The following is a 24,524-nucleotide window of genomic DNA, read 5'->3' on the forward strand; positions in this document are numbered from 1 at the left end:
GCGCACGTGTACGACCTCGACGACCTGATCGACCTGGACCGCCGCCTGACCGGCCTGCTGGGCCGGCCGGACGGCTGGGACGAGCGCCTGCGGGCGGCGGTCGGCTCCGGGTTCCTGCGCCGCTCGTGGGATGCGGGCACCGCACCGCAGAGCGTCGACGAACTGGTCGACGAGCTGGCCGCGGCGCCCGGCCACCCGGTCGAGATCACCGCGACGCACGGGTGGCTGCGCAACTCGCTCGGGGTGGTCACCACCACCTGCACCTGGGAGGCCCTCGGCGAGGACGAGGTGCAGGTGGTCCGGGTGTACCAGAACCGGTCCGGCTCCTGGCTCTGCGAGTACTGGCAGGAGACCCGCGCTCACCGCCCGGCCGAGTGAAGCCGCCGGTAGATCGGGGCCAGCCGCCGGTGCAGGCGCGTGTAGACGTCGTAGATCTCGTGGTACGCGGCCTGATCCGGGCCGGGCGTGAAGACGTCGCCGTCGCGCGCCAGGTCGGAGATGTCCGCGAAGGAGATCATCCCGGCGCCGACCGCCCCGATCCACCCGGCGCCCCGTGCGTTCACCGCGACCGGGTTGGCGTCCCGCCGGATCTCGATCCCCAGCACGTCGGCGAAGATCTGGCACCACGAGCTGGACCGGGCCGCCCCGCCGGTGATCACCATCGACGTCATCGGCGCGCCGAGGAACCGGTCCACCGCCTTCGCCATCCACCGGGTGTTCAGCGCGACACCCTCGAACACCGCCCGCAGCAGGTCCGACCGGGTCGTCTCCAGGGAGATGTTGAGGAAGCCGGCCCGCAGGTGCGGATCGTCGACGGGCGCCCGCTCGCCGTAGAGCCACGGCATGTAGAGCACCCCGTCCGCCCCGGCCGGCACGCTGGGAATGATCTTGTCGAAGGCGTCGAAGATGGTGCCCTCGTCCCGGCTGATGTGCCCGGCCGAGAGCAGCGGGTCGTCGTACTCCACGATCTTGTCGCGTAGCCAGGTCAGGTTCGCGCCGGCGGTGGCCTGCAGCGCGGTCATCAGGTAGCGGTCCGGCAGCGCGCACGGGATCGACGCGATCCCGCTGCCCACGTCGGTCTTCTTGGCCGGCACGTGCGCCGCGATCCACGACGACGTGCCCAGGTAGAGATGCGGCTCGTTGTCCCGCACCGTGCCGGCCCCGATCGCGGCGGCGGTGTTGTCGATCGCCCCGGCCACCACCTGGACCGAACGGGGGAGGCCGAGGTGATCGGCGGCGCTGGGGGCGAGCGTGCCGATCACCTCGGTGCATCTGACGATCGGCGGGAACTTGTCCCGGTCGATCCCGCTGGCGGCGACCAGCGACGGCGCGTACCTGATGTCCCCGGCCCGGCGGTTGTCGGTGACCCAGGAGGTGAGGATCGAGTCGACGGTGGCCACGGTGCGGCCGGTGAGCTTCAGGTTGATCCAGTCCAGCACGTTCAGGAACGTCTTGGTCCGCGCGTACACGGCCGGCATCTCGTCGCGCACCAGCAGCATGTGCGCTGCCGGATCCTTGCCGGTCACCGACGGCATCCCGCCGGTCAGCCGCAGCCACCGGGCGATCTTCAGGATCGAGATGCCACCGTACGACGGGAAGCCGCCGAACTGGCGACGCAGGTGGGCGGCGCCGCGCATGTCCAGCCAGCTGATGCACGGGGTGAGCGGCTCCCCGGCGGCGTCCACCGCGATCGTCCCCTCACCCTGGGTCGACGAGCAGATGGTGGTGACCGCGCGCAGGTGCTCCGGGAACTCCCGGCCCAGGTCGGCGACCACCTCGGCCAGGGCGGTCCACCAGGCGAGCGGGTCCTGCTCGGCGCCGCCGCCGGGGAGCACCCGCAGCGGCACCGGGCGTTCCGCCCAGCCGGTCACCGTGCCGTCCGCGGCGACCAGTGCCGCCTTCATCCCGGAGGTGCCCAGGTCGATCGCCAGCACCTGCCGCGCGATCGCCATCTAGACCCCCTCGACCAGCGCGAAGACCTGATCGAACCGGGCCAGCGCGTCGTCGATGACCTCGTCGGTGTCGGCCAGCGAGGTGTACATCCGGGAGCCGGCCAGGGTGATGATGCCGTGCGCCGCGTACGCCGCGCCCATCTGCTCCATCAGCGTCTTGCGTGCCTTGTTCTCCTTGAGCAGCTTGATCGGGCTGCGCATGTCGAGCAGCATCACGCCGCTGCACTCCAGGTGCACGATCGAGCCCTGGTTGTACGCCACGTACGGCAGCCCGTACTTGTCGATCAACCGCTGCAGCCCGCGGGTGAGCCGGTCACCGGCCCGCCCGGCCAGCACCGGCGCGTTGGTCCGGGCCATCTCCTGGATCGCGAAGTACCCGGCCGCGCAGGACAGCGGGTTCGCCGACAGGGTGCCGCCGACCTGGATGTGCGCGCCGCTCTTGCCGTCCAGGCCGGAGCCGAACACGCTCATGATGTCGGCCCGGCCGCCCACCCCGCCGGCCATCGGGTAACCGCCGGAGACGGCCTTGCCGAAGACGGTCAGGTCCGGGGTGACCCCGAAGTAGCCGGCCGCGCCGCCCATCCCGGTGCGGAACCCGGTGACCACCTCGTCGAAGATCAGCATCGCGCCGAACTCGGTGCACAGCTCGCGTACCGCGGCGTTGTAGTCGTGCGGGACCGGGCGGGTGCCGGACTCCGGCCCGAACGGCTCGACGATGACGGCGGCGGTGCCGCCGCGCAGCCGGTTCTCGATCAGCTTGCGCTTGAGGGCGCCCAGGTCGTGCGGGAACGCCTCGCGGGTGCGGCCGGTGGCGCCCCATGGGATGCCCTTGGCGTTCATCCGGAAGCTGCCCGGCACCCGCAGGCCGTAGACCACGGTGTCGGACCAGCCGTGGTACGCCCCGCCGACTTTGATCACCATCTTCTTGCCGGTCTTGGCCCGGGCCGCGCGGACCGCCGCCATCACGGCCTCGGTGCCGGAGCCCAGTGACCGATACATCTCGATGTGCGGCATGTACCGGTTGATGATCTCGGCGAGCTTCAGCTCGTACTCGTGGAACAGGCCGGTGACCGGCCCACTCTCCTTGATCACCGCGGCCACCCGCTCGTTCACCGGGCGGTAGTTGCTGCCCAGGATGGTCGGGCCGCCGGCCTGCAAGAAGTCGATGTAGACGTTGCCGTCCCGGTCGGTCAGGTGAGCGCCCTCCGCCTTGTCGACGGCGAGCGGGAACGGATAGTTGAACGCCAGGTTGTGCTGGACGCCGCCGGGGATCCGCCGCTTGGCCCGCTCGGTGATCTCCTTGCTGGCCGTGCACTTGGTCTCGAAGTAGTTCAGCACGTCCAGCAGCGCGTCGTGCCGGAGCCCGCGCACCGGCTGCGCCACCAGCGCCTTGAGCCGCCGCATGGTGTCCGGCACGTCGAGGTACTCGCTGATCATGTAGCCGTGCTGTTCTCCCGGCGCGACGTCCGGGACGTCGGACACGCTGGGCAGCTCCTCCTCCTCGGGAACCCGCACCGGCTCGACGGCGTCGACGATCTGCGAGGCGATCCGCTTCTCGTCCTTTCTGAGCTTGCTGAACGCGATCTCCCGGATCGTCGCCGGAATCGTGTAGACCTTGCCCGCCTCCGACGCCAGCGCCATCAGGTAGGCGATCGACACCTTCTCCAACAGCGCCATGTTGAACACGGCCCGGGACGGGTCGGTGCCCACCGCCACGACGCCGTGGTTGGCGATGATGAACGCGTTGTCGCCGCTCGCCACCTTCTTCTGCACGTTCTTGGCCAGGAACCCGGTGCCGGACGGCGCGTAGTCGATGATCGCGACCTCCTTGCCGAGGAAGCGCACCTGCTCGTCGGTGAGCGCCGGGATCGGCTTGCGCAGGAAGGCCAGGGCCGACGCGTACGGCTGGTGGGTGTGCACTATCGCGTTGACGTCCGGCCGCTCGCGGTAGATGTTCGCGTGCATCCCGCACTCGATCGACGGCACCAGACCGCCGGCGCCGCCCTCGTCCGGGACGTGCTTGCCCCGGAAGTCGACGATGCAGACGTCCTCGACGCGCATCTTGTCGTAGTCGTAGTTGCTCGGCGTGACGGCGTAGAGCTCGTGGCCCGGGACCCGGACCGAGACGTTGCCCTCGGTCGCCTTGAGGTATCCACGGTCGAGCATCGTCCGGCACATGTCGACGACGTGCTGGCGGGACAGTCGGTGTTTCACTGCGGGGTCCGATCCTGGTGCGTCGGGTGTGACCGGCACCATCGTCGCGCCGCGCCGATGATGAGGCACCGTGCCACGGCCAGCAATCTGCGCCCCCGTTGTTATCACCGGGTGACAAGATGCGGCGATGACGACACCGTGGCGGCGCGTGCCGACCGACCTGGCGACCGCCATGCGCCCCCGCCTGCCGGACGCCGTCCCCGCGATCGCCGACGCGGTCACTGCCGCCAACCCGGCCCTGGCCGACACCTCGAAGGCGAAGTTCGACAGCGATCTGCGTACCGCGGTGCAGGTCGCCATCGAGCGTTTCCTCGACCTGGCCGGCACCGACGAACCGGCCCTGCCACCCCGCATCCGCGAGGTGTTCGTTGCCCTGGGCGCCGCCGAGGCCCGCGAGAACCGGGGCCCGGAGCTGCTGCTCGGCGCCCTGCGGACGGCCGCCCGGCTGCTGCTGCGGACCGCCTCCCAGGCGCTCGCCGAGTCCCGCCCGGTCACCGTCGACGAGATCATCGACCTGTCCGACGCCACCAGCGCTTTCGTCGACGAACTCGCCTCGGCCTGCACCGACGGCCTGGCCCGGCAGCTGCGCGAGCAGGCCGGGGAGGGCGACCGGCGCCGCCGCCGGGCCGCCGACCTGTTGCTGCGCGGGGGAGCGCCGGCCGACGTGGCCCGCGAGGCGGTCATCGCGATCGGATGGCCGGTCCTGGACCGGGTGGTTCCGGTGCTGCTGCCACCCGAGCAGGCGCGCGACGCCCGGTTCCGGTTCGCCGCCGACGGCGTGGTCGCCGAGCGGGCCCGGGACGCCGTGCTGCTGCTGCGGTCCGGCCCGCGCGCCGAACGGCCCGCGCTGGCCGAGGCCCTGGACGGCCGGGGCGCCGTGATCGGCCCGGCACTGTCCTGGACCGAGGTCCCGGAGGCGGTCCGGCTCGCCGAACGCGCCGCCGAGCTGATCGGCACCGGTCCGGCGCCGGTCTTCGTCGAGGACCACTTCGCCGCCCTCGCGCTGCGCGGTGAACCCGGCGCGCTCGCCGCGCTCGCCGCCCGGCGGCTCGCCCCGCTCGACGGCCTGCGCCCCGCCCAGCGCGAGCAGCTGCTGACCACACTGGAGTCGTGGCTGCGGCACTGGGGTTCGCGGACCGCCGTCGCGGCCGAGCTCTACGTCCACCCGCAGACCGTCAGTTACCGCGTCAACCGGCTCCGCGACCTGCTCGGCCCGGCCCTGGACGACCCGGCCGCCCGGTTCGAGCTGCTGCTGGTGCTGAGCCAGCACTCATCCGCGACCGGGGCGCGGTAGCTCACCGGTCGTATGCCACCAGGGCGCTGTAGAGCAGCGCGGACACCGCGGCCAGCCCGAGCCCGGCGATCCACGGCCCGGCGGCCAGCAGGCGGGCCGGCTCGGTCCGCCCGAGCGCGTAACAGATCCAGGCCGCGATGATCGACACCGTGCTGAGCACCGGCAGCAGCGGCACCAGCCAGGCCACGTAGAGCCGCCACGGCGCCGGCGAGGGCACCTGGTCGCTGAGGAACATCCAGGCCACCAGCCCGGTACCGACCACCAGCACGGCGAGCCCGGCGAGACTGCTCAGCACCAACCAGCCGGCGCCGCCCGGCGGGCCGTCCAGCACCCCGCTCAGGCTGGGCAGGTCCACCCCGGCCCAGCGCAGGATCAGCCAGACCAGCGCGAGCGGCGCCGCGGTCAGCACCAGGATGACGACCCCGCACCCCAGGCCGGTCACGCCGCCGAGCACCTGCCGCCGCACGCTCAAGCGTGGCTCCCCTCCGGGCCGCCGGGCTCCGGCCCGCACGACGCCGACGCTACCAAGCTGCCGGCCGCCGCGGTGGTGGCGACAGCCGGGCAGGATGTCGGAATGATGGATACGGCCCGCCGCCACGAATTCCGCGTTCTCGCCGCCGCGCATCCGCGACTACCGGTGCTGCTGACCGCCGGGCGGCTGGCGCGCCGGCTGCGCCGGCTGCCGCGGATCGGGTGGGTGACCTCGGATCCGCTGATCGCGCGGCGGATTCTCAACGACGCCGAGCACTTCACGCTGCTCGGCGAGGGTGGCGTCGGGCATCTGTGGGCGCAGGTGCTCGGCGACTGGGTCTACGAGATCTTCGACGGACCGGGGCACCATCAGCTGCGGGCCCGGACGCGGGACCTGTTCACCGACGAGAGCGCCCGCCGGCTCACCGACCGGGTGATCGGGCCGCGGCTGGCCCGGGCCGGCGCGGAACTGCGGGCTGGCCGCAGCGTGGACGTCGCCGACCTGGCCCGGGTGCTGGTCGGCCGGATCGTCGCGGACCTGCTGGTGTTGCCCGTGGCGGATCGGGACGAGGCGTACCGGGAGATCTTCGCCACCGGCGAGGAACTCGCCGCCCTGGCCCTCGGCACCACCGCCTCCACCCACCTCCCGGCCGCGACGATCGGCCGGGCCAGGGAGATCGTCGGGCGGCTGACCGCCAACGTGGCCGGCTCGTGGCGCACGGCGCCGGCGGAGACGGTCCTCGGGCGCTGCCGGGACCTGGGGCTGGCGCAGCGGCAGGCGGAGGGGCTGGCCACCCTGCTGATGGTGGCCGGCACCGAGACCGCGGCCAGCGCGATGGCCCGGACCGTGGCGATCCTGCACGACACCGGCGCCCAGCACCGGCTGCGCGCCGAGCCGGAGCTGCTGGCCGACGCGGTCCGCGAGGGACTGCGGGTGACCACTCCGGCCCCGCTGATCGGCCGGGCGGTCGCCGCCGACGTCACCGTCGACGGCCGCCGGCTGCGCGCCGGCGAGCGGGTGCTGATGCTGACCTGGACCGCCAACAACGCCGCCGGCGGCTTCGACCTGGACCGCGGTTACCTGCCGGACCAGCGTCAGCTCTGGTTCGGCGCGGGCCGGCACCTGTGCCTGGGCGCCCCGGTCGCGCGCGCCGAGATCTCCGGCCTGCTGAGCACCCTGCTCGACACCGGCCGGCCGTGGCGGATCCGCAACCGCCGCTACCGCCGTGGCGTGCTGATCCCCTCGTACGCGTCGCTGCCGGTCAGCTGCGGGTAGCGGCGAGCGGGCGTCGCTCTCGGCGGCGGGGACCCGGGCAGCACAGCGGAAGGCCCGCCCCGCACCTCGCGGCGGGGCGGGCCTTCCGTCCGTGGTCAGCCGGCGGTGCAGGTCACCACCGGTGTGCTGGCCGTGCCGCTGCTGATCAGGCCGAACTCGGCCGTCGCGCCGGCGCCCAGGGCGCCGTTCCAGGAGACGTTGCGCACCGAAGCCGCGGATCCGCTCGTGGTCAGCGTCCCGTTCCACACCTGGCTGACGGCCTGCCCGCTGCCGAGCGTCCAGGACACCGTCCAGCCGCTGATCGCCCGGCCGGCGGTCACCGTGACGTTCGCCTGGAACCCGCCTGTCCACGTGCTGGTCACCTTGAACGCCGCGGTGCACCCGGCCCCGGACGGGATGGAGGACGACGCCGACGGCGAGGGTGACGAGGCGGACGGCGAGGGGGAGGCCGACGAGGACGACGGCGAGGCGGTCGGCGAGCTGGTCACCGGCGGGTTCGGTGCGCCGTTGGCCAGGCTGTAGGCGAGATCCGGCTGGAACGAGCCGGCCGCGTACTTGCAGCCGTCCGCCTCACCCGGCGGCTTCACCCAGAGGAACGCGTCGACGTTGCCGTCGTTGGTGGCGGTGGTCGGGTAGTTGCCGATCCGCCGGTCGGTGTTGTCGTCCCCGCACCAGTCGCCGGACGCCCCGCCGTTGCGGCTGGTGTCCACCACCTGGTGCTTGCCGGTGATGCCACGCCCGTTCAGCGCGCTGATCACCGACCTGCCGAACGCGGTCTCGGCCGAGGTCGAGTTGAAGTTCGACACGTTGCTGTAGAACCCGTCGGCGTTCGCCACCCCGGCCGCGGCCAGCCGTCCGGCCTGCTCGGACGCGCTGTTCCAGGCGGAGTGCCCGGCGTCCAGGTAGACCTTGGCGTTCGGGTTGGCCGCCTTGAGCGTCCGGGTGGCGGTGGCCAGCGCGGCGTCCCGGGCGTTGACCTCACTGGCGCTCAGGCAGGTCTGCAGCGCGAGCGAGTCCGGTTCCAGGAGCACGATCACGGTGCGGTTGCCCAGCGAGCCGGCGATCGCGGAGATCCAGTTCTGGTACTGGTTGAGGTCGGGCGCGCCACCGGCGCTGGCGCCGCCGCAGTCCCGGTTGGGGATGCCGTAAACGGTCAGCGCCGGGATCTGACCCGCCGCGTTGGCCGCGCCGACGTAACCGGCGACCTCGGAGCCGATGGTGCTGAGGTTGAAGTTGCTGAGCCAGTGCGACGCCGGCTGGCTGGCGATCTTGTCGCGGATCGCCGCGGTCCGGTAATCGTTGGGGTTGGCGGCCACCCACCGGGCGACGGCAGTGGTGTCCGCCTCCCGGTAGAGCGTGCCGCTTATCGTGCCGGCCTCGGCGGTACCGGCCGAGAACAGCACGGCGCCGGCGGCGACGGTGGCGCCGGCGGCTGCGGCCGCCAGCCATCTGTGGTGCGGGGAAACGGGGGACATGGCTTCCTTCCGAAGGGGAGAAGGCCTACTGGGAGCGCTCCCAACGTAACGGTACAGACATCGGTTAGCAATCTGTACGACTCGATGTCCGGAGCGCCGGTGTCGGGTGGCCGGGGCGCGGTAGCCGCTCGTGTGGCGGTCGTGACTAGGTCGGCAATTGCGTGACCAGCACTTTTAGGGCACCCTAAGCTAGGTAAGCCTAACCATCAGAGGTCGCCGCATGTACGTCTGCATCTGTTTCCACGTCCGTGAGCGTGAAGTCCGTTCCGCGATCCACTGCGGGGCCCGGACGGAGGAGTCGGTCGGTGACGCCTGCGGGGCCGGCACCGGTTGTGGCAGTTGCCTGGACCGGATCCGGGACCTGATCGAGGGGGAGGCGGGCGCCGACACGCTGCTACCGTCCGCTGCCTAGCCGTAACGGGCAGTACGCTTACCCCCGAATCGCCATATTACGGGGGTATTTGGCATGCAAGGTGACGCCCGTGTCATCGAGTTCCTCAACGAGCAGCTCACCGCGGAACTGACCGCGATCAACCAGTACTTCCTGCACGCGAAGATGCAGGACAACTGGGGTTACACCAAGCTGGCGAAGCACACCCGGGCCGAGTCGATCGACGAGATGCGGCACGCCGAGGTGCTCACCGACCGGATCCTGTTCCTCGACGGCCTGCCGAACTACCAGAAGCTGTTCGCGCTGCGGATCGGCGAGTCGGTGAAGGAACAGTTCGAGTGCGACATGAAGATCGAGGTGGAGGCGGTCGACCGGCTGCGTCGCGGCCTGGAGTACATGCGCTCGGTCGGTGACATCACGTCCGCCCGGGTCTTCGAGGACATCCTGGCCGACGAGGAGCACCACGTCGACTACCTGGAGACCCAGCTCAGCCTGATCGAGAAGCTGGGCGAGCCGTTGTACCTGCAGAACGTCACGGAGCACCCGGAAGCCGGCTGACCGCGGGTGGTGGGCCGCGGGGAGGCGGCCCACCGGAGCGCGCACCCGTCCGGCGCGTCGTTCGCGGGGATCTCGCCGGGCAGCTTTACGACCGTCCAGCGCGTCGTTCGCGGGGATCTCGCCGGGCAGCTTGACGACCATCCGGTCCGTCGTTCGCGGGGACCTCACCGGCCCGCCGCTGCTCCCGGGGCCTCACCGGACAGCTTCAGGGTCGGCCGGCCGGAACACGCGTCAGCGGAACCCCGTGGCGCTCAGCAGCGCGAACCCGGCGGCGGTCAGCGGCAGCGCGAAGATCAGGACCAGACCGGTGCGGCGCCAGGTGGGCGCGAGCCATCGGGTGATCCCCAGGCCGAGAATCACCAGTACGGCGACGGCGGCTCCCTGCCCACCGGCGGAGTAGTCCGGGTCGCCGATCCGGGCGGCCTGCAACCCGGCCTCGGCGAACAGCACCGCACCGGGCAGCGCCAGCGCCGCGTCCCGGAACGACTCGGGGATCCGGCCCCGGCCCCGCGCGCACGCGCCACCGGCCCCGAAGACCAGCCCGGCGACCACTCCGAAGGCCGCCCACATCAGGGCGTTGGCGTCGAACAGGTTCGCCCAGTCGTCGTGCTGGATCAGCGCGGCGGCCAGGTAGTAGCTCGGGACGGCGGTGACCAGCAGGACGACAGCGGCGAGCACGCTGACCGGCAGGGTCCAGCGGGCGCGGAAGCTGAGCAGGAAGGCGGCCACCGCCCAGACTGCCATCGAGTTGCCCAGGCCGCCGAGTGGCCCCGGCACGAACTTGATCCAGACGAAGTCCAGCGTGCCCAGCAGCACCCCGGCCAGCAGGGCCAGCAGGGAGGCGAAGCCGGCCCGGCGGCCCGGCGTGTCTCGTCGGGGGGCCGTGCGCTGGTCGATCGTCATGCCATCGAGCCTAGGGGCCGGGGTGGTCCGGCACATCGCACCACGGGCTGAGCCGAGGCGCCGGCACCTCTGCCGAACGGCCGATGGTCCACCCGGTCGTGGTCGGCTCGACCGGCCGATGGCCCGTCCGGTCGTGGTCGGCTCGACTGGCCGGTGGTTGGTCCGGTCGTGGTCGGCTTGACAGGCCGGTGGTCCTCCCCGGTCGTGGTCGGCTCGACTGGCGGGTGATTCGTCCGGTCGTGGTCGGCTCGACCGGGCGGTGCCGGATGCGGGCGCCGGTCAACCGGTGACGGTGAGTTCCACGCGGCGGTTCCGCGCCCGGTGGGCCGGGGTGTCGTCGGCCACCTCGGGGCGGGTCTCGCCGAAGCCGGCGACGGTCAGCCGGTCGGCGGCCACGCCTTCTGCCCGCAGCCCGGCGCGCACCGACTCGGCCCGCTGCCGGCTGAGCCGCAGGTTGGCGGCGCGCGAGCCGCGGGAGTCGGTGTGCCCGTCGAGCCGGATGGTGGCGCGCGGGTGGGCTTGCAGCAGCACGGCGATCCGGTGCAGCACTTCGCGGGACTCGGCGGTGAGCCCGGCGTCGTCGGAGCGGAAGGTGAGCGGCGGGAGTCCAGCCAATTGCGACCGCAGATCGGTCGACGGACCTCGGGTCGGGCCGGGTGGCGGAGTACGTGCCGGATCGGGTGGCGGAGTGCGTGCCGGGCCGGGTGGCGGAGTGCGTGCCGGGCCGGGTGGCGGAGTGCGTGCCGGGCCGGGTGGCGGAGTGCGTGCCGGGCCGGGTGGCGGAGTGCGTGCCGGGCCGGGTGGCGGAGTGCGTGCCGGGCCGGGTGGCGAACTCGGAAGGCCGCGGGACCGGTCGGTCGAGGGAGCCCGGGTAGGTGCTGTTGGCGGGGCTCGGGTCGGGTCGGTCGGCGGGGTGGGTGCGGGCCCGGTCGGCACGACCTCGGTGCGGACCGTGCGGACGCCGGTGACGCCGGCGACTATCTCGCGCGCGCGGTCGGCGTCGGCCGGGGAGCCGGCCACCACCACCCCGTCGCGGCCGGTGAAGGAGACCTCGGCGGGCGGCTGACCGGCGGCGATCAGGGCCTGCTCCGAACGACGGGTGAGGTCGTTCTCGATCCGGTGCCGGTTGGGGCCGAGTTGGACGGTGAGCAGCGCGGCCAGGCCGGCGAGGGGAAGCAGGACGGCGAGCTGCCGGCGGGTCCGCCCGGAGAGCCGCGGCCGGCGGCCGGTCCCCGGGGGGATCACCGCGATCATCGGCTCTCCGTGCTCATCGGATGGATTCCGCGTCGGTGCCGGTGGGAGCGTCGGTGGCGGCTTCGCCGCCGGTGGGAGTTCCGGTAGCCGTGGCGTCGGTGCCGGTGGGAGTTCCGGTAGCCGTGGCGGCGTCGGTGCCAGTGGGAGCGTCGGTGGCGGCGTCGGTGCCGGCGGGAGCCGGGCCCGCGAGGGACCGGCCGGGGGCCGGGCGCGGCGAGGGCCGGCGGCGTGGACCGGTTCCGGGTGGTGCGACTTGTCGTGTCCCATTGCTTTCCGGGACCGCGATTCGGACCGGCACCGGCGATTCCGCGGTTCTTTCGAAAATGTGGCGCGGAGGTTTCTCGGCACGCCGCGCGGAGAGCCTGCCGGTGACCAGTCCGAGAAGGAAGGCGAGTGCGATGAGCACCAGCGACTGGCCGACGAACCAGGTCACCACGACCTCCTGAAACGGCCCTGTGATGATCATGGTATCGACTCGTTTTGCGGTTCGCAAAAGGCGCGGTGAGTGCGGATTCGGCTACCCGGAGGGCAGGTATTGTCTCCGCATTTCCGCGGTTACACGCTGCGCAGGACCGAGACGACCTTCCCGAGGATGACCGCCTGGTCGCCGTCGATGTCGGCATAGGCCGGGTTCCGCGGCTCCAGGATCACGTGACCGCCGCGGCGGCGGAACACCTTGACGGTGGCCTCGTCGTCGATCATCGCGGCCACGATGTCGCCGTTGTACGCCTCCGGCTGCTGCTTCACCACGACCAGGTCGCCGTCGCAGATCGCCGCGTCGATCATCGAGTCGCCGCGGACCCGGAGCGCGAACAGCGTGCCCCGGCCGACCAGGTCGCGGGGCAGCGACAGCACCTCGTCGGCGGTCTCCTGCGCCGGGATCGGGGTACCGGCGGCGATCTCGCCGAGCACCGGGACGCCGATCGTGGCGGGTCGCTCGACGGCCCGTTCCCGGGGCAGGAACATCCGGATGTCCACCGGGCGGGTGGCCCGGCCCCGGCGCAGCAGCCCGAGGTCCTCGAGGACGCGCAGGTGGCGGGCCACGGCCGAGGTGGAGGCGAGGCCGACGGCGTCGGCGATCTCCCGGGTCGACGGGGAGTAGCCGTGCCGCTGGGCGTGCTCCCGGATGACGGTGAGGATCCGGCGCTGCCGGTCGGTCAGGATCGAGGTGTCGAAGTCGTCATCCGCAAGCACCCGACGATCTTCCCTGATCGCCCCGGCCGTCCGCGAACTGGCACGCCGTGGCGACGGGGGCCGGCTGGCTGGCGCGCCGTCCCTTCGCGCACGGGCACGCCGTCGCGGCGGTGACCGGCCGGTGAGTGCCGCGGCGGTCGGGCAGCTCCGGGCGTACCCCAGTAAGGGTTTGATCGGAAGCGGTCAGGCGGCGGCAGGATGGGGCTGGGCGAGCAGGGCGTCGATGGCCGCCGGCGGCAGCGGCCGGGCGAACAGGAAGCCCTGCGCCTGGCGGTAACCGAGCTCGAACAGGCGGCGCGCCTGCGCGGCGGTCTCCACCCCCTCGGCCACCGTGCGCAGGCCCATGGTCTCGGCGATCCCGGTCAGCGCGGTGGCGATCGCCTCCTGCTGCGGGGTGCCGCCGAGGCCGTCCACGAACGACTTGTCGACCTTGATGGCGTTCACCGGGCAGGTGCGCAGCAGGCCGAGCGAGGAGTGCCCGGTGCCGAAATCGTCCAGTGCGATGCTGACGCCGAGCTGTGCGAGAGCGGTCACGGTGGCGAGCGCCCGGCCGCCGCCGAAGACCGCCGTCTCGGTGATCTCGACGGTCAGGCGGTGGGCCGGGACCCGGTGCCGGGCGAGTGCCGCCGCGACGATCTCCGGTAGCGCCGGGTCGACGAGCTGGCGGGCGGAGACGTTGACGGCGATCGAGGTGAGCGCGTCCGGGCCGTGCTGCCGCTGCCAGGCGGCGGCCTGGGCGCAGACACTGTCGATGATCCAGGCGCCGAGCTCGACGATCAGGCCGGTGTCCTCGGCGACCGGGATGAAGTCGGCCGGCGAGACGATCTCGCCGTCCGGCCGGGTCCACCGGATCAGCGACTCGACGCCTGTCATCCGGCCGGACGGGAGTTCCACGATCGGCTGGTAGAGCAGGTGGAACTCGCCGGCGAGCAGGGCGCGGCGCAGATCGGCGGCGACGGTGGCGCGCTGGGTGAGCCGGCGCTCCAGCGAGGCGTCGTAGCGGATCACGCGGTGGCCGCCGCTGGCCGCCTCGCGCAGGGCGATCTCGGCCTGGCGGTACAGGTCGGCCTCGCCCTCGGCGACGCCGATCGACAGGTCGACCAGGACGTCGTGGCCGGCCGCGTGCAGCGGCTCGGCGTTCGCGGTGAGCAGCGGACCGGCCTGGCCGGTGCCGGGCAGCAGGACGCCGAACTCGTCACCGCCGAGCCGGGCCACCACCGCGTCGTCGGCGGCGAGCGCGGTGAGTCGCTTGCCGAACGCGATGAGCAGGGCATCCCCGGCGACCGGGCCGAGACTGTCGTTGATCTCGCGGAACTCCTTGAGGTCCAGCAGGACGACGGTGCGCGGGCCCTCGGCGGCGGCGACCGCGGCGGTGAACCAGCGGCGGCTGTACAGGCCGGTGAGCTCGTCGTGCATGGCCTGGCGGGCGACGGTGCGCAGCAGGGTGCCGTTCTCGGCGAGCGCGACCGCCTGCCGGGCGACCACCAGCAGGAGCAGCAGGGCGGTGCCGGTCACCTGGACGGTGCTGAGGTGACCGGTGCTCAGCCGCACCACGGTGAGCAGGGCGCTGGTCAGCACCGTGGCGACCAGCGGGATCGCGGTGCCCCGGCAGTGGGCCGACAGGTCGACGACCTGGTGCGGGCGGGCGCCGGCCACGTGCCGGTGCTGTGCGCGGGCGGCGAGCACCCCGCAGAGACCGACGAACGGCAGCACCGCGGCGCTGCCGTTGAGGTGCGGCCACGGCTTGAACAGCGTCATCAGCACGGTGGAGAGCGGGCCGGCGAGGCCGATCGGGGCCAGCCACCACAGGGCGCCCCGGGATACCGGGCTCTGCCGGGCCGACATGATCTTCACGACGACCACCACGCCGGCCACCGCGATGGCCATCATGGCGATGTTCAGCCACCAGGCCTGAGCGCTGACGCCGAACCGTTCGACGAACCAGTCGACGTACTGGGAGCCGGCGATGCCACCGGTCACCGCCACTACCGCCACGTCGAGGAGTGTGGTGGTCAGCCGTCGCCAGCTGCGGGCGCCGCCGGGCAACCGGAGCAGGGCGGTGACGGCGAGCGTGGCGCCGGCCACGTAGAGCAGCAGGGTGCGGGCACCGAGCGGCGGCAGACCGGTGCTCGGCATGGTCAGCACGTCGACGGTCTGGCTGATCGCCGCGACGAGGACCGCGCCCATGGCGACGGCCAGGCGGCGCCAGAAGGCGCGCAGCGCGCCCTCGGCGCCGGCCGCCGCGGCGCGGAACCCGGCGACTGTCGCGACCAGCCCGACGAGGGCCGGCACCCAGACCAGCCACACCGGTACCCGCACCACGGTGCCGAACAGAATCAGCAGCACCTCCGCCACCGCCATGCACAGGGCGATCGGGGTGTACCAGGCTCGCCAACGGGCCGCCGTCACACTCGCCTCCCTCGTCAGTGCATGCCACCGCACGTCGTGAGATCGGCGCGGGCACTGGCGAGTTGAGGTTCTGGCGCCGGTTTCGCATCACACCCGGCGGCTCGCCGGGCGGCCGGCACTCCGGTGGCGGCCCCCGGCACGGCGTGGGAGCGTTCCCCTGAGCGGCGAACCGGGCGACCGGATCATCCGATCGACTGCCGTCGATCGGCCCATTGACGCCGACTCATCGGCCTGCCTACGGTCCGACAAGCACTCGTGTAGGGACCGGTTCCGCGTCGGGCCGGTCGGCCCGGCCCCCGCTTTCCGGACGGCCGCCGGGCCCAGCAACCCGGGATCCGTCCGCCATGCGCATGGCGACGTGGCGGCTTGCCGAGGGGGAACGAGGCAAACCCATGACGAAAACCTTTTTCGTACGCTGGAGCACCATCCTGTCAGCGCTGCTCGTCGTCGGGCTGGTCGCCGCACCGGCGTCCCGGGCCGGCGGGAAGCCGACAGTCACCAAGGAGGCGTTCGGCAGCGTCGACGGCCGGGCCGTGGAGCGTTACACGCTGACCAACGGCCGGCTGCGCGTCAAGATCCTGACCTACGGCGGCATCCTGCAGAGCGTCGAGACCCCCGACCGCCACGGCCACGTCACCAACGTGACGCTCGGCTTCAAGGACCTCGCGGGGTACGTCGACAGCAAGAACGCCCCGTACTTCGGCGCCCTGATCGGCAGGTACGGCAACCGGATCGCCAACGGCCGGTTCACCCTGGACGGCGTCACCCATCAGCTGGCCGTCAACAACGCGCCCAACCACCTGCACGGCGGCAACGTCGGCTTCGACAAGCGGGTCTGGAGCGCCACCCCGGTCACCGGGCCGGACAGCGCCGGCCTGCGACTGACCTACGTCAGCCCGGACGGCGAGGAGAACTACCCCGGGACGCTGCGCACCACCGTCACCTACACGGTCACCGCCGAGCAGGGCATCCGGATCGACTATCGGGCCACCACCGACAAGCCGACCATCGTGAACCTGACCAACCACGCGTACTGGAACCTGGGCGGCGAGGGGACCGGCACGATCGAGGACCACCGGCTGCGGATCAACGCCGGCCGGTACACGCCGGTGGACAGCACGCTGATCCCGACCGGCGCGATCGACCGGGTGGCCGGCACGCCGATGGACTTCACCCGGGACACCGCTGTCGGGGCGCGCAACCGGGACGGGTTCCAGCAGCTGGTGTTCGGCCGGGGCTACGACCACAACTGGGTGCTCGACCGGCGCGACGACACGTACCGCAGGCTGGAGTTCGCTGCCCGGGCCACCGATCCGGCGAGCGGGCGGCGGATCAGCGTCTACACCACCGAGCCGGGGCTGCAGTTCTACGCCGGGAACTTCCTGGACGGCACGCTGTACGGCACGAGCGGCCACGCGTACCGGCAGGGCGACGGCTTCGCCCTGGAGACCCAGCACTTCCCGGACTCGCCGAACCACCCGAACTTCCCGTCCACGGTGCTGCGGCCGGGTCAGGTCTACCAGTCCACCACGATCTACCGATTCGGCGTGGAGGCCTAGATGTCCAGAATTCCACCCCGGGTCGAGGAGGCGGTCGCCACCCTCGACCTGAGCCCGGTCACCCGGCGCCGCCTGCTCTCCGGGACCGGCCTGGCCAGCGCGTCGCTGGCGGCCGGCGCCCTGCTGAGCGCCTGCGGCGGCGACGACAAGAAGTCCTCGGCCGCCGGGACGGCGGGCAACTTCCCGTCCACCCCGAAATGGAAGTTCACCTTCGTCAACCACGTGACGACCAACCCGTTCTTCACACCGACCCAGTACGGCATGGCGGACGCCGCCACCCTGCTCGGCATCGAGAAGCCGCAGTGGACCGGCTCGCAGAACTCGATAGTCGCCGAGATGGTGAACGCGACGAACACCGCGATCAGCGCCAAGGTGGACGGGATCGCCGTCGCGGTGGTCGACAAGAACGCCTTCCGGGCCCCGGTCGCGCAGGCGCTCGACGCCGGCATCCCGGTGGTCTCCTACAACGCGGACGGCGCCCGCGGCGACACCGGCACCGCCCGGCTCGCCTACGTCGGGCAGGGGCTGTACGAGTCCGGTTACGCGCTCGGCCAGCGCGCGCTGCGGCAGGTCGAGTCCGGTGAGGTGGCCGGCTTCATCGCCACCCCCGGCGCGCTCAACATCCAGCCGCGCATCGACGGGGCGCAGCAGGCGTTCAAGGACTCCGGCAAGCCGATCTCCTTCACCGCGGTGGCCACGAACGCCGACGTGACCAAGGGGTTGTCGATCATCGACGCGTACGCCCAGGGGCACCAGAACCTGGCCGGCATGCTCGCCGTGGACGCCGGCTCGACCTCCTCGGTCGGGCAGGTCGTCAAGAAGTACGACATGCGCTCCAAGGCGCTCAAGGTGGCCGGCGGCTTCGACCTGATCCCGGAGACGCTCACCGGCATCCAGGCGGGCAGCCTCGACTACACCATCGACCAGCAGCCGTACCTGCAGGGTTTCCTGCCGGTGCTGTACCTGTACCTCTACAAGATCGCCGGCGGGTTGCTGTATCCGAGTGACACGAACACCGGGCTGCTCTTCGTCACCAAGGACAACGTCGGCCCGTACCAGAGCACCAAGACCCGGTACCAGGGCTCCACCTCGGACCAGGCTCTCGTGCCGCGCAGCGGGCCGATCCCGCATGGGTGAGCCGACCACCGTGCCGCTCGACGCCGGCGAGGCACCACCCCGCCGGCGTCCGAGCCCCGGCCGCCGGGCCGTCGACGGGTTCCTGCGGCGCCGGGAGGCGAGTGTGCTGCTCGTCGCGATCGGCCTGATGGCCTATTTCCGGGCGGCCAGCGACGTCTTCCTCACCCGCGACAACCTGGTGAACATCGCCCAGGCCACCGCGCCGGTCGCCATCGTCGCCGTCGGTATCGTGCTGCTGCTGGTCAGCGGCGAGATCGATCTGTCGGTCGGGATCGTGGCGGCGCTCGCCCCGTTCCTGTTCCACTTCGCCATCGACTTTTACGGCCAGCCGGTAGTGGTCGGGCTGCTCGTGGCGCTGCTCATCGCGGCCGGCGTCGGGCTGGTCAACGGGCTGATCGTCACCCAGCTGAAGGTGCCGTCGTTCGTCACCACGCTGGGCACGTTCTTCGCCGTCCAGGGCATCCTGCTGATCACCTCGCACGCCTATCCGGTGGCCATCCCGGAGGCGGCGCGGGGCAGGTTCCAGAGCTGGCTCGGCGCCGGGCCGTGGGCCAGCATCACCTGGGCGCTGGTCCTCGTCGCGATCTTCCACGTGGTCCTCACCCGCACCCGGTGGGGCCTGCACACCATCTCGGTCGGCGGCAATCCGGTGGGCGCGACCGAGGCCGGCATCCGGGCCTCCCGGATCAAGATCGGAAACTTCATGATCACCAGTACGCTCGGCGGCCTGGCCGGCATCCTGGAGGCCTTCCGGATCAACACCATCGACCCGAACATCGGCGGCGGCACCACGCTGACCTTCTACGCCATCTCGGCGGCGGTGATCGGCGGCACCGCCCTGGCCGGCGGCTCCGGCACCGTCGTCGGCGCGTTCTTCGGCGCCCTGGTCCTGGCCGAGCTGCAGAACGGCTTCAACCTGATCGGATACAGCGCCAACACCATCTTCCTCATCCTGGGGCTGGCCATCCTCGCCTCGATGATCGCCAACCAGTACCTGTCCCGGCTGCGCCGAGCGGGCCGGACATGACGACGACATCGGACGCGCTGCAGGTGGTCGGCGTGGCCAAGCGGTTCGGCGCGCTCACCGCGCTGCGGGACGTCAACCTGCGGGTCGGCAAGGGCGAGGTGCTCGGGCTGATCGGCGACAACGGCGCCGGCAAGTCCACCCTCATGAAGATCATCTGCGGTTATCACCGGCCGGACGCCGGGCGCATCGTGGTCGACGGCACGGAGGTCGCGCTGCGCAGCGTCGACCACGCCCGCTCGCTCGGCATCGACACCGTCTACCAGGATCTCGCCCTGATCAACGAGCTGTCGGTCTACCACAACATGTTCCTCAACCGGGAGCTGGTGCGCTGGCCGCTGCTGAACAACCGGGCGATGCGCCGGCGCGCCGAGGAGCACCTGCGCGACATGGGGGTGGACCTGCCGGACGTCACCGTCGAGGTGGCCAAGCTCTCCGGGGGCCAGCGGCAGGCCATCGCGGTGGCCCGCTCGGTCTACTCGGACGCCCGGATCCTGCTGCTGGACGAGCCGCTGGCGGCGATGGGCGCGAAGGAGGGTGCCCTGATCCTCGACCTGATCCGCGACCTCAAGCAGCGCGGCGACGTCTCGGTGATCATCATCGCGCACAACTACGCGCAGGTGCTGGACGTGTGCGACCGGGTGAACCTGCTGCAGCACGGGCGGATCACCTTCGACAAGCGCGCCGCGGACACCTCGCTGGCGGAGCTGACCGAGCTGGTGGTCGCCGCATACCGCTCGTCGCGGCGGCGTCCTACTTGAGGGCGACCCCGCCGTACATGTAGACGTCGGCGTCGTCGACGGTGCGGTCCTCGGCGACCGGCCGCCAGTGGTGCACCGGAACCACGCCGGGCTCGATCAGCTCGAAACCGGCGAACAACGCCTCCACCATGGCCCGGGTCCGGGCCACCACCGGCACGCCGTTCTGGTTGTAGGTGCGCACCGTGCCGACGCCGGCCGGATCGTTCTCCACCGTCACCGCGGAGATCGCGAGGGCGCTGCCGGCCGGCAGCGGCGCCATCAGGCGGGTGATGATGTCCCGGGCCAGCTCGTCGTCGATCACGTGCTGCAGCACCGCGATCAGGCTGACCGCGACCGGCCTGCTCAGGTCGAAGCCCTCGGTGACGGCGTCCGCCCGCAGGATCGAGTCCGGCTCCCGCAGGTCGGCGTCGAGGTAGGCGACAGTCCCGGTGCCGACCGGCGTGAGCAGCGCCCGGGCGTGCGCGAGCACCAGCGGGTCGTTGTCCACGTAGACCACAGCGGCCTCCGGCGCGACACCCTGCACCACCTCGTGCAGGTTCGGCCGGGTCGGCAGGCCGGTGCCCACGTCGAGGAACTGCCGGATGCCGCGCTCGGCGAGGTGCCGCACCGCCTTGACCATGAACCGCCGGTTCGCGTTCATCGAGACCGCCAGTCTCGGGGTGTGCTGCAGCATCTCCTCGGCGGCCCGCCGGTCCGCCTCGAAGTTGTCCTTACCGCCCAGCAGGTAGTCGTAGATCCGGGCCGAGTGCGGGCGGTCCGTCTGCAGGTCACGCGGTGGCATGCGAGCTCCTAGAAACGTTCGGCGGGGCTTCAACGTGACACATCGGGCATCGGTTTGACCACCCCGCCGGCCGAATCGGTGCCGAGACGTACGCCCTGCGGGCCGGCCGGGACGCCGCCGGATCCGGTCGCAGTGCGGCGTGAGCGCCGTCCCGGCCTGCCTTTCCTCGATCGAAGCGGACTGGATCCGGCGAGGGGCAGTAGCCGGCGAGTGACCAGTCCGACTGACAACCGCCGGTTCCGGCCGAGCATTGTGTGCTAAGTTGGCCGAGTTGCAGTTTTGATTTCCGTAGACGTTTTTGGGCGCCTGGTGGGGTTATCTGAAACCCCGCAGGCGCTTTTCGTTTTTCGTGTCGTTTCGACGCGGGTGATCAACGCGGCGGCGTAAGGGTCCGCACCGTGCGGTCTCCACAAGCCTGCGAAGGAGCAGACATGACTACAGGTACCGTGAAGTGGTTCAACGCCGACAAGGGCTTCGGCTTCATCAGCCCGGACGACGGCGGCGCGGACGTCTTCGCTCACTTCTCGGCCATCTCGGCGAGCGGCTTCCGCAGCCTCGACGAGAACCAGAAGGTGGAGTTCGACATCACCCAGGGCCAGAAGGGCCCGCAGGCGGAGAACATCCGCCCGCTCTGATCCACAGCTTCGCACCGAACGGCGGCCCGACTGGTTCAGCGGGCCGCCGTTCGGCGTTTCCGGTGCCCGCCACGGCCGCGATGCGTACCCCCGGGCGCCGCGGATTCAGCTGCCCAGGTGCCGAGTGATCACAGCGGTAGCGGCGGCCAGCAGGGAGATGCCCTTGTCGGCGGCGTCGAGCCGAAGGTCGAGGTAGGCGTTGCTCGTGCCGCGGCCGGCCCGGGTGGCGACCAACTCGACAGCCAGCTGGATGGTGGCCCGTACCGACAGGGCCTCCGCGAACCCGGTCACCAGTTCGTGGCCGCCGTCATCGAGCGGCGCCAGATCGTCGATCTCGCTGGGCAACGGCAGATCCGGATCGTAGGCGGCGCAGATCCCCGCGGTCAGCGGCGCCATGGCAGCCGGATCGCGTCCGCACAGATCCAACGTGGCTCGCATGGTGCCGCTGCCGGTGAACAACGGCACCGACACGATCCCCATACCCATACCGGTCGCGGTTTCCCGGAAGCGTGGCCAGGCCAGCAGAACGGCCCTGTCCGGATCGCCCTGGCCGATCGCCACGTGACCCGGCGGTGAGACTCCGCCGCCGAGGGCCGCGACCGAGGCGTCCCCGACGGCTGCCGCGAAGTCTCGGCGGACGGCGACGGTGCTGGGCTCGTCCTCGGACCGCGAAGACACCGCCGCGTAGTCGATCGTGGTGATCCGGGTGGCCGCCAACTGGGCGACCATGCGCAGATCTTCGGTGATGCCGGGCACGTCGTCGGGGGTCTGCGCGAGCACGACGAGCGCGTCGGCCAGCGTCGGCCGTGTGCTGGTAGGAGCCTGCGTTGATGGCGGTGTCATCTCCCGCTCCTTCCAGGTGGGGTGCGTAGCGACAGTGCACTACCGGTACCCGAAGAGCCGCCTTTCAACCGATTCAGGTGATTGCCGACCTTGTTCATCCTCAGTACGGACGGATGCACGCACGCGGCGGCGGTATCCGCCAGCGGGCGGATCGGCCGGAGGACCGTGGTCGTCGCCGCGGCGCGGGACGCGCGTGGCGGACCCCGACCACGAGATCGGAGTCCGCGTCGTGCACGCACGGGGCGTGGCTGGTGCGTCTGGGGACCGGGCAGTTTCGTACCGGGAAAGGGTTTTCGGGGTCAGGCCTTGGCGAACTTCTGGGCGGCGGAGCCGTTGCAGTCCCAGATCTGCAGGCGGGCGCCGTTGGCGGTGCTGCCCGAGGGTGAGTCGACGCAGCGCCCGGACTGCGGGTTGCTGATCGTGCCGTTGGCGTTGACCACCCAGGTCTGCGCGGCGTTGCCGGTGCAGTCGTGCAGCTGGAGCAGGGTGCCGTTGGCGGTGCCGCCGCCCGCGATGTCCAGGCACCTGCCCAGCGTGGTCAGCGACTGGCCGGTCCACGCCCAGTGCTGGTCCCGGGCGGTGAGCTGGCAGTCCCAGAGCTGCACGGCGGCGCCGTCGCCACCGGTGTCGTCCCCGGCGACGTCGACGCACTTGCCGCCGGGGCCGGTGAGGTTGGTGGCGCCGTTGTTGTAGGCGAACTTCTGCGCGGCGGAGCCGTTGCAGTCCCAGATCTGCAGCCGGGTGCCGTTGGCGGTGGCCCCGGACGGCGCGTCGACGCACCGGCCGGACTGCGGGTTGCGCAGCGAGCCGTCGGCCTGGGTGACGAACTGCTGGCCGCCGACGCCGTTGCAGTCCCAGAGTTCCAGCTTGGCGCCGTTGGCGGTGCCGTTGCCGGTGACGTCCAGGCAGCGGCCCAGCGTCTGCAGGGTGCCGTTCCGCAGCGTCCAGTGCTGGTCCTTGGCGCCCGACTGGCAGTCCCACAGCTGGACCGCGGCGCCGTTGCCACCGGTGTCGTCGCCGGCGACGTCGACGCACTTGCCGCCCGGTCCGGCGACGGTGTAGCCGGTGGTCGAACCGCCGCCACCGCCGCCGCCGCCCACGAACGGCGACAGGGTGACCCCGGCGGAGCTGGGGTTGTTCGAGTAGACCAGGGACTCCTGGTTCTGCACGTCGTCGAAGGCGAACGCGTACGCCTTCCCGTCGGCCATGTTCGCGTGGATGATCCGCGCGTACTGGTTGGTGGGGTTGCTCTTGTAGAAGTCGGCCGCCGACCCGCCCGGCTGGGTGTCGATGGTGCCCAGGGTGCCCCGGTTCAGCGCCGCGCACAGGGTACGCGCGATCGGGCCGACGACCAGGTCGTTCGGCGCGGCCAGGTGGCCGTCGCAGCCCCAGACGTCGGCGCTCGGCGGCTTGGCGAACGACGCGACCTGGGCACCGGAGCTGTTGGTGAACGTCATGGTGGTGCCGGACGTCCGGCCGAAGTACTTGGTGTTGGGCTGGTCGCCGAACGGCACCACGGTGAGCGTCCTGCTCGTGTAGGCGTTCCACGCCGCGGTGATGTACGAGTCGAGGTACGTGCTGCTGAACAGCCCCGCGCCGGCGGCCTTGCCCGGCGACAGCACCCGCAGCACGGTGCCGTCCGAGCGGGTGACCACGGTGTTCGCCCAGCCGGACTGCGCCCGGATCTGGTCGATGACGTTCTGCCGGCCGTTGGCCACCACCGCGCCGGTGCTCTTGGTGCCGTCGCTGCCGGCGACCGTCACCACGTGCGGGATGGCGAACATGTCCACCTGCGAGCTGTTCAGCCACAGGCCGGAGTCGTTGTAGGTGAACTCGCTCCAGTCGAACAGGATGTCGTGGTTGGGGTCGCCCGACGCCCACGGCGCCGGCTGGACCAGGCCGTCCGGGGTGAGGAAGAACTTCAGCTTCTGGCCGAGGGACATGTAGAGCCGGCCGGAGAAGTTGCGCGGCAGCTGCACGGTGGTGCTGCCGCCGTTGCCTGGGCCGCCGATCGCTACGTCCGGGGCGGGTGACGGTGGCAGCGAGCCGGCCGGCCAGGCGGTGAAGGCGCCGCCGGCGGTGACGTAGCCGAGCCGGCCGGTGGTGAGGTTGACACCGATGACGTACAGGTAGGACGCGTCGCCGCGCCCGGTGCTGTTGGTGACGGTGAACGGCAACAGGGTGGGTCCGACCGCCTGAGCGGCCGGCGCGGCGGCGGCCACGCCGATGGGTATCGCCGTCACGAGAGCGGTCAGGGCGCTCAACAGCCTGGTTCGTGTGGACATGGGGACTCCCAGGTGGACTGGTGGGGGATGCGCCTCGACCGTCGGGTAGCGGCCTGAGAGAGCGCTCTCAGATAATGTCCTTTACAATTGTTAACTGTCAATGGCCGT

The 24,524-nt window shown here is 71.7% G+C and carries 21 protein-coding genes; 10 read left to right on the forward strand and 11 right to left on the reverse strand.

Annotated features, from left to right (window positions below; translation table 11 throughout):
• Positions 1–6 precede the first annotated feature (6 nt).
• Complete coding sequence (locus Actob_RS10835; RefSeq protein ID WP_284919945.1) at positions 7–378, forward strand: hypothetical protein; 372 nt, start codon at positions 7–9, stop codon at positions 376–378.
• On the opposite strand, the gene Actob_RS10840 is transcribed toward Actob_RS10835, so the two are convergent.
• Both Actob_RS10840 and Actob_RS10845 read right to left on the reverse strand, forming a co-directional pair.
• Positions 360–1,952 (reverse strand): xylulokinase, encoded by a 1,593-nt coding sequence (locus Actob_RS10840; RefSeq protein ID WP_284919946.1) that lies wholly within the window; start codon positions 1,950–1,952, stop codon positions 360–362. The two genes, Actob_RS10835 and Actob_RS10840, sit on opposite strands and share 19 nt — an antisense overlap.
• Entirely contained in the window at positions 1,953–4,166 is a 2,214-nt protein-coding gene (locus Actob_RS10845; RefSeq protein ID WP_284919947.1) for an aminotransferase class III-fold pyridoxal phosphate-dependent enzyme, read from the reverse strand.
• A gap of 127 nt (positions 4,167–4,293) precedes the next feature.
• On the opposite strand from Actob_RS10845, the gene Actob_RS10850 reads away from it, so the two are divergent.
• Positions 4,294–5,460 carry a PucR family transcriptional regulator gene (locus tag Actob_RS10850; RefSeq protein WP_284919948.1) on the forward strand — a complete coding sequence of 389 codons (1,167 nt, stop codon included), beginning with the start codon at positions 4,294–4,296 and terminating at the stop codon, positions 5,458–5,460.
• A 1-nt stretch (position 5,461) separates the two neighbouring features.
• On the opposite strand, the gene Actob_RS10855 is transcribed toward Actob_RS10850, so the two are convergent.
• The gene (locus Actob_RS10855; RefSeq protein WP_284919949.1) at positions 5,462–5,932 is read right to left on the reverse strand and encodes a hypothetical protein; all 471 of its coding nucleotides are present in this window, start codon (positions 5,930–5,932) and stop codon (positions 5,462–5,464) included.
• 102 nt (positions 5,933–6,034) lie between these two features.
• On the opposite strand from Actob_RS10855, the gene Actob_RS10860 reads away from it, so the two are divergent.
• Positions 6,035–7,207 (forward strand): cytochrome P450, encoded by a 1,173-nt coding sequence (locus tag Actob_RS10860; protein ID WP_284919950.1) that lies wholly within the window; start codon positions 6,035–6,037, stop codon positions 7,205–7,207.
• 95 nt (positions 7,208–7,302) lie between these two features.
• On the opposite strand, the gene Actob_RS10865 is transcribed toward Actob_RS10860, so the two are convergent.
• Positions 7,303–8,682: a glycoside hydrolase family 6 protein gene (locus Actob_RS10865; protein ID WP_284919951.1), complete on the reverse strand. Its 1,380-nt coding sequence runs from the start codon at positions 8,680–8,682 to the stop codon at positions 7,303–7,305.
• Between the two features lie 220 nt (positions 8,683–8,902).
• On the opposite strand from Actob_RS10865, the gene Actob_RS10870 reads away from it, so the two are divergent.
• The gene (locus tag Actob_RS10870; RefSeq protein ID WP_284919952.1) at positions 8,903–9,094 is read left to right on the forward strand and encodes a (2Fe-2S)-binding protein; all 192 of its coding nucleotides are present in this window, start codon (positions 8,903–8,905) and stop codon (positions 9,092–9,094) included.
• A gap of 54 nt (positions 9,095–9,148) precedes the next feature.
• Positions 9,149–9,631: a bacterioferritin gene (gene bfr, locus Actob_RS10875; protein WP_284919953.1), complete on the forward strand. Its 483-nt coding sequence runs from the start codon at positions 9,149–9,151 to the stop codon at positions 9,629–9,631.
• Positions 9,632–9,862: 231 nt separating this feature from the next.
• On the opposite strand, the gene Actob_RS10880 is transcribed toward bfr, so the two are convergent.
• The 4 genes from Actob_RS10880 to Actob_RS10895 all read right to left on the reverse strand — a co-directional run bounded on the left by Actob_RS10880 (position 9,863) and on the right by Actob_RS10895 (position 15,391).
• Positions 9,863–10,534 carry a DUF6518 family protein gene (locus Actob_RS10880; protein WP_284919954.1) on the reverse strand — a complete coding sequence of 224 codons (672 nt, stop codon included), beginning with the start codon at positions 10,532–10,534 and terminating at the stop codon, positions 9,863–9,865.
• A 279-nt stretch (positions 10,535–10,813) separates the two neighbouring features.
• Entirely contained in the window at positions 10,814–11,788 is a 975-nt protein-coding gene (locus tag Actob_RS10885; RefSeq protein WP_284919955.1) for an OmpA family protein, read from the reverse strand.
• Positions 11,789–12,343: 555 nt separating this feature from the next.
• Complete coding sequence (lexA, locus tag Actob_RS10890; protein WP_407653699.1) at positions 12,344–13,144, reverse strand: transcriptional repressor LexA; 801 nt, start codon at positions 13,142–13,144, stop codon at positions 12,344–12,346.
• A 21-nt stretch (positions 13,145–13,165) separates the two neighbouring features.
• Complete coding sequence (locus tag Actob_RS10895; protein ID WP_284919957.1) at positions 13,166–15,391, reverse strand: putative bifunctional diguanylate cyclase/phosphodiesterase; 2,226 nt, start codon at positions 15,389–15,391, stop codon at positions 13,166–13,168.
• Between the two features lie 392 nt (positions 15,392–15,783).
• On the opposite strand from Actob_RS10895, the gene Actob_RS10900 reads away from it, so the two are divergent.
• The 4 genes from Actob_RS10900 to Actob_RS10915 are packed head-to-tail and all read left to right on the forward strand — an operon-like array spanning position 15,784 to position 19,872.
• Positions 15,784–16,950: an aldose epimerase family protein gene (locus Actob_RS10900; protein ID WP_284919958.1), complete on the forward strand. Its 1,167-nt coding sequence runs from the start codon at positions 15,784–15,786 to the stop codon at positions 16,948–16,950.
• Positions 16,951–18,087: a sugar ABC transporter substrate-binding protein gene (locus Actob_RS10905; protein WP_284919959.1), complete on the forward strand. Its 1,137-nt coding sequence runs from the start codon at positions 16,951–16,953 to the stop codon at positions 18,085–18,087.
• Entirely contained in the window at positions 18,080–19,114 is a 1,035-nt protein-coding gene (locus tag Actob_RS10910; RefSeq protein ID WP_284919960.1) for an ABC transporter permease, read from the forward strand. The genes Actob_RS10905 and Actob_RS10910 overlap by 8 nt, the downstream gene beginning before the upstream one ends.
• The gene (locus Actob_RS10915; protein WP_284919961.1) at positions 19,111–19,872 is read left to right on the forward strand and encodes an ATP-binding cassette domain-containing protein; all 762 of its coding nucleotides are present in this window, start codon (positions 19,111–19,113) and stop codon (positions 19,870–19,872) included. The genes Actob_RS10910 and Actob_RS10915 overlap by 4 nt, the downstream gene beginning before the upstream one ends.
• Here the strand turns inward: Actob_RS10915 and Actob_RS10920 are convergent.
• Positions 19,865–20,653, reverse strand: a complete 789-nt coding sequence (locus Actob_RS10920; protein ID WP_284919962.1) for an SAM-dependent methyltransferase — start codon at positions 20,651–20,653, stop codon at positions 19,865–19,867. The two genes, Actob_RS10915 and Actob_RS10920, sit on opposite strands and share 8 nt — an antisense overlap.
• 431 nt (positions 20,654–21,084) lie before the next feature.
• Here Actob_RS10920 and cspE point away from each other — a divergent pair, with 431 nt between their 5' ends.
• On the forward strand, positions 21,085–21,288 hold the full coding sequence (cspE, locus tag Actob_RS10925; RefSeq protein ID WP_013283833.1) for a transcription antiterminator/RNA stability regulator CspE: 204 nt from the start codon (positions 21,085–21,087) through the stop codon (positions 21,286–21,288).
• Between the two features lie 105 nt (positions 21,289–21,393).
• Here the strand turns inward: cspE and Actob_RS10930 are convergent, their stop codons facing one another.
• A complete protein-coding gene (locus Actob_RS10930; RefSeq protein ID WP_284919963.1) occupies positions 21,394–22,131 on the reverse strand; it encodes a hypothetical protein in 738 nt (245 codons plus the stop codon).
• A 299-nt stretch (positions 22,132–22,430) separates the two neighbouring features.
• Entirely contained in the window at positions 22,431–24,416 is a 1,986-nt protein-coding gene (locus tag Actob_RS10935) for a beta-1,3-glucanase family protein (RefSeq protein ID WP_284919964.1), read from the reverse strand.
• Positions 24,417–24,524: the final 108 nt, after the last annotated feature.

The organism is Actinoplanes oblitus (genome assembly GCF_030252345.1).
GTDB classification, from domain to species: Bacteria; Actinomycetota; Actinomycetes; order Mycobacteriales; family Micromonosporaceae; genus Actinoplanes; species Actinoplanes oblitus.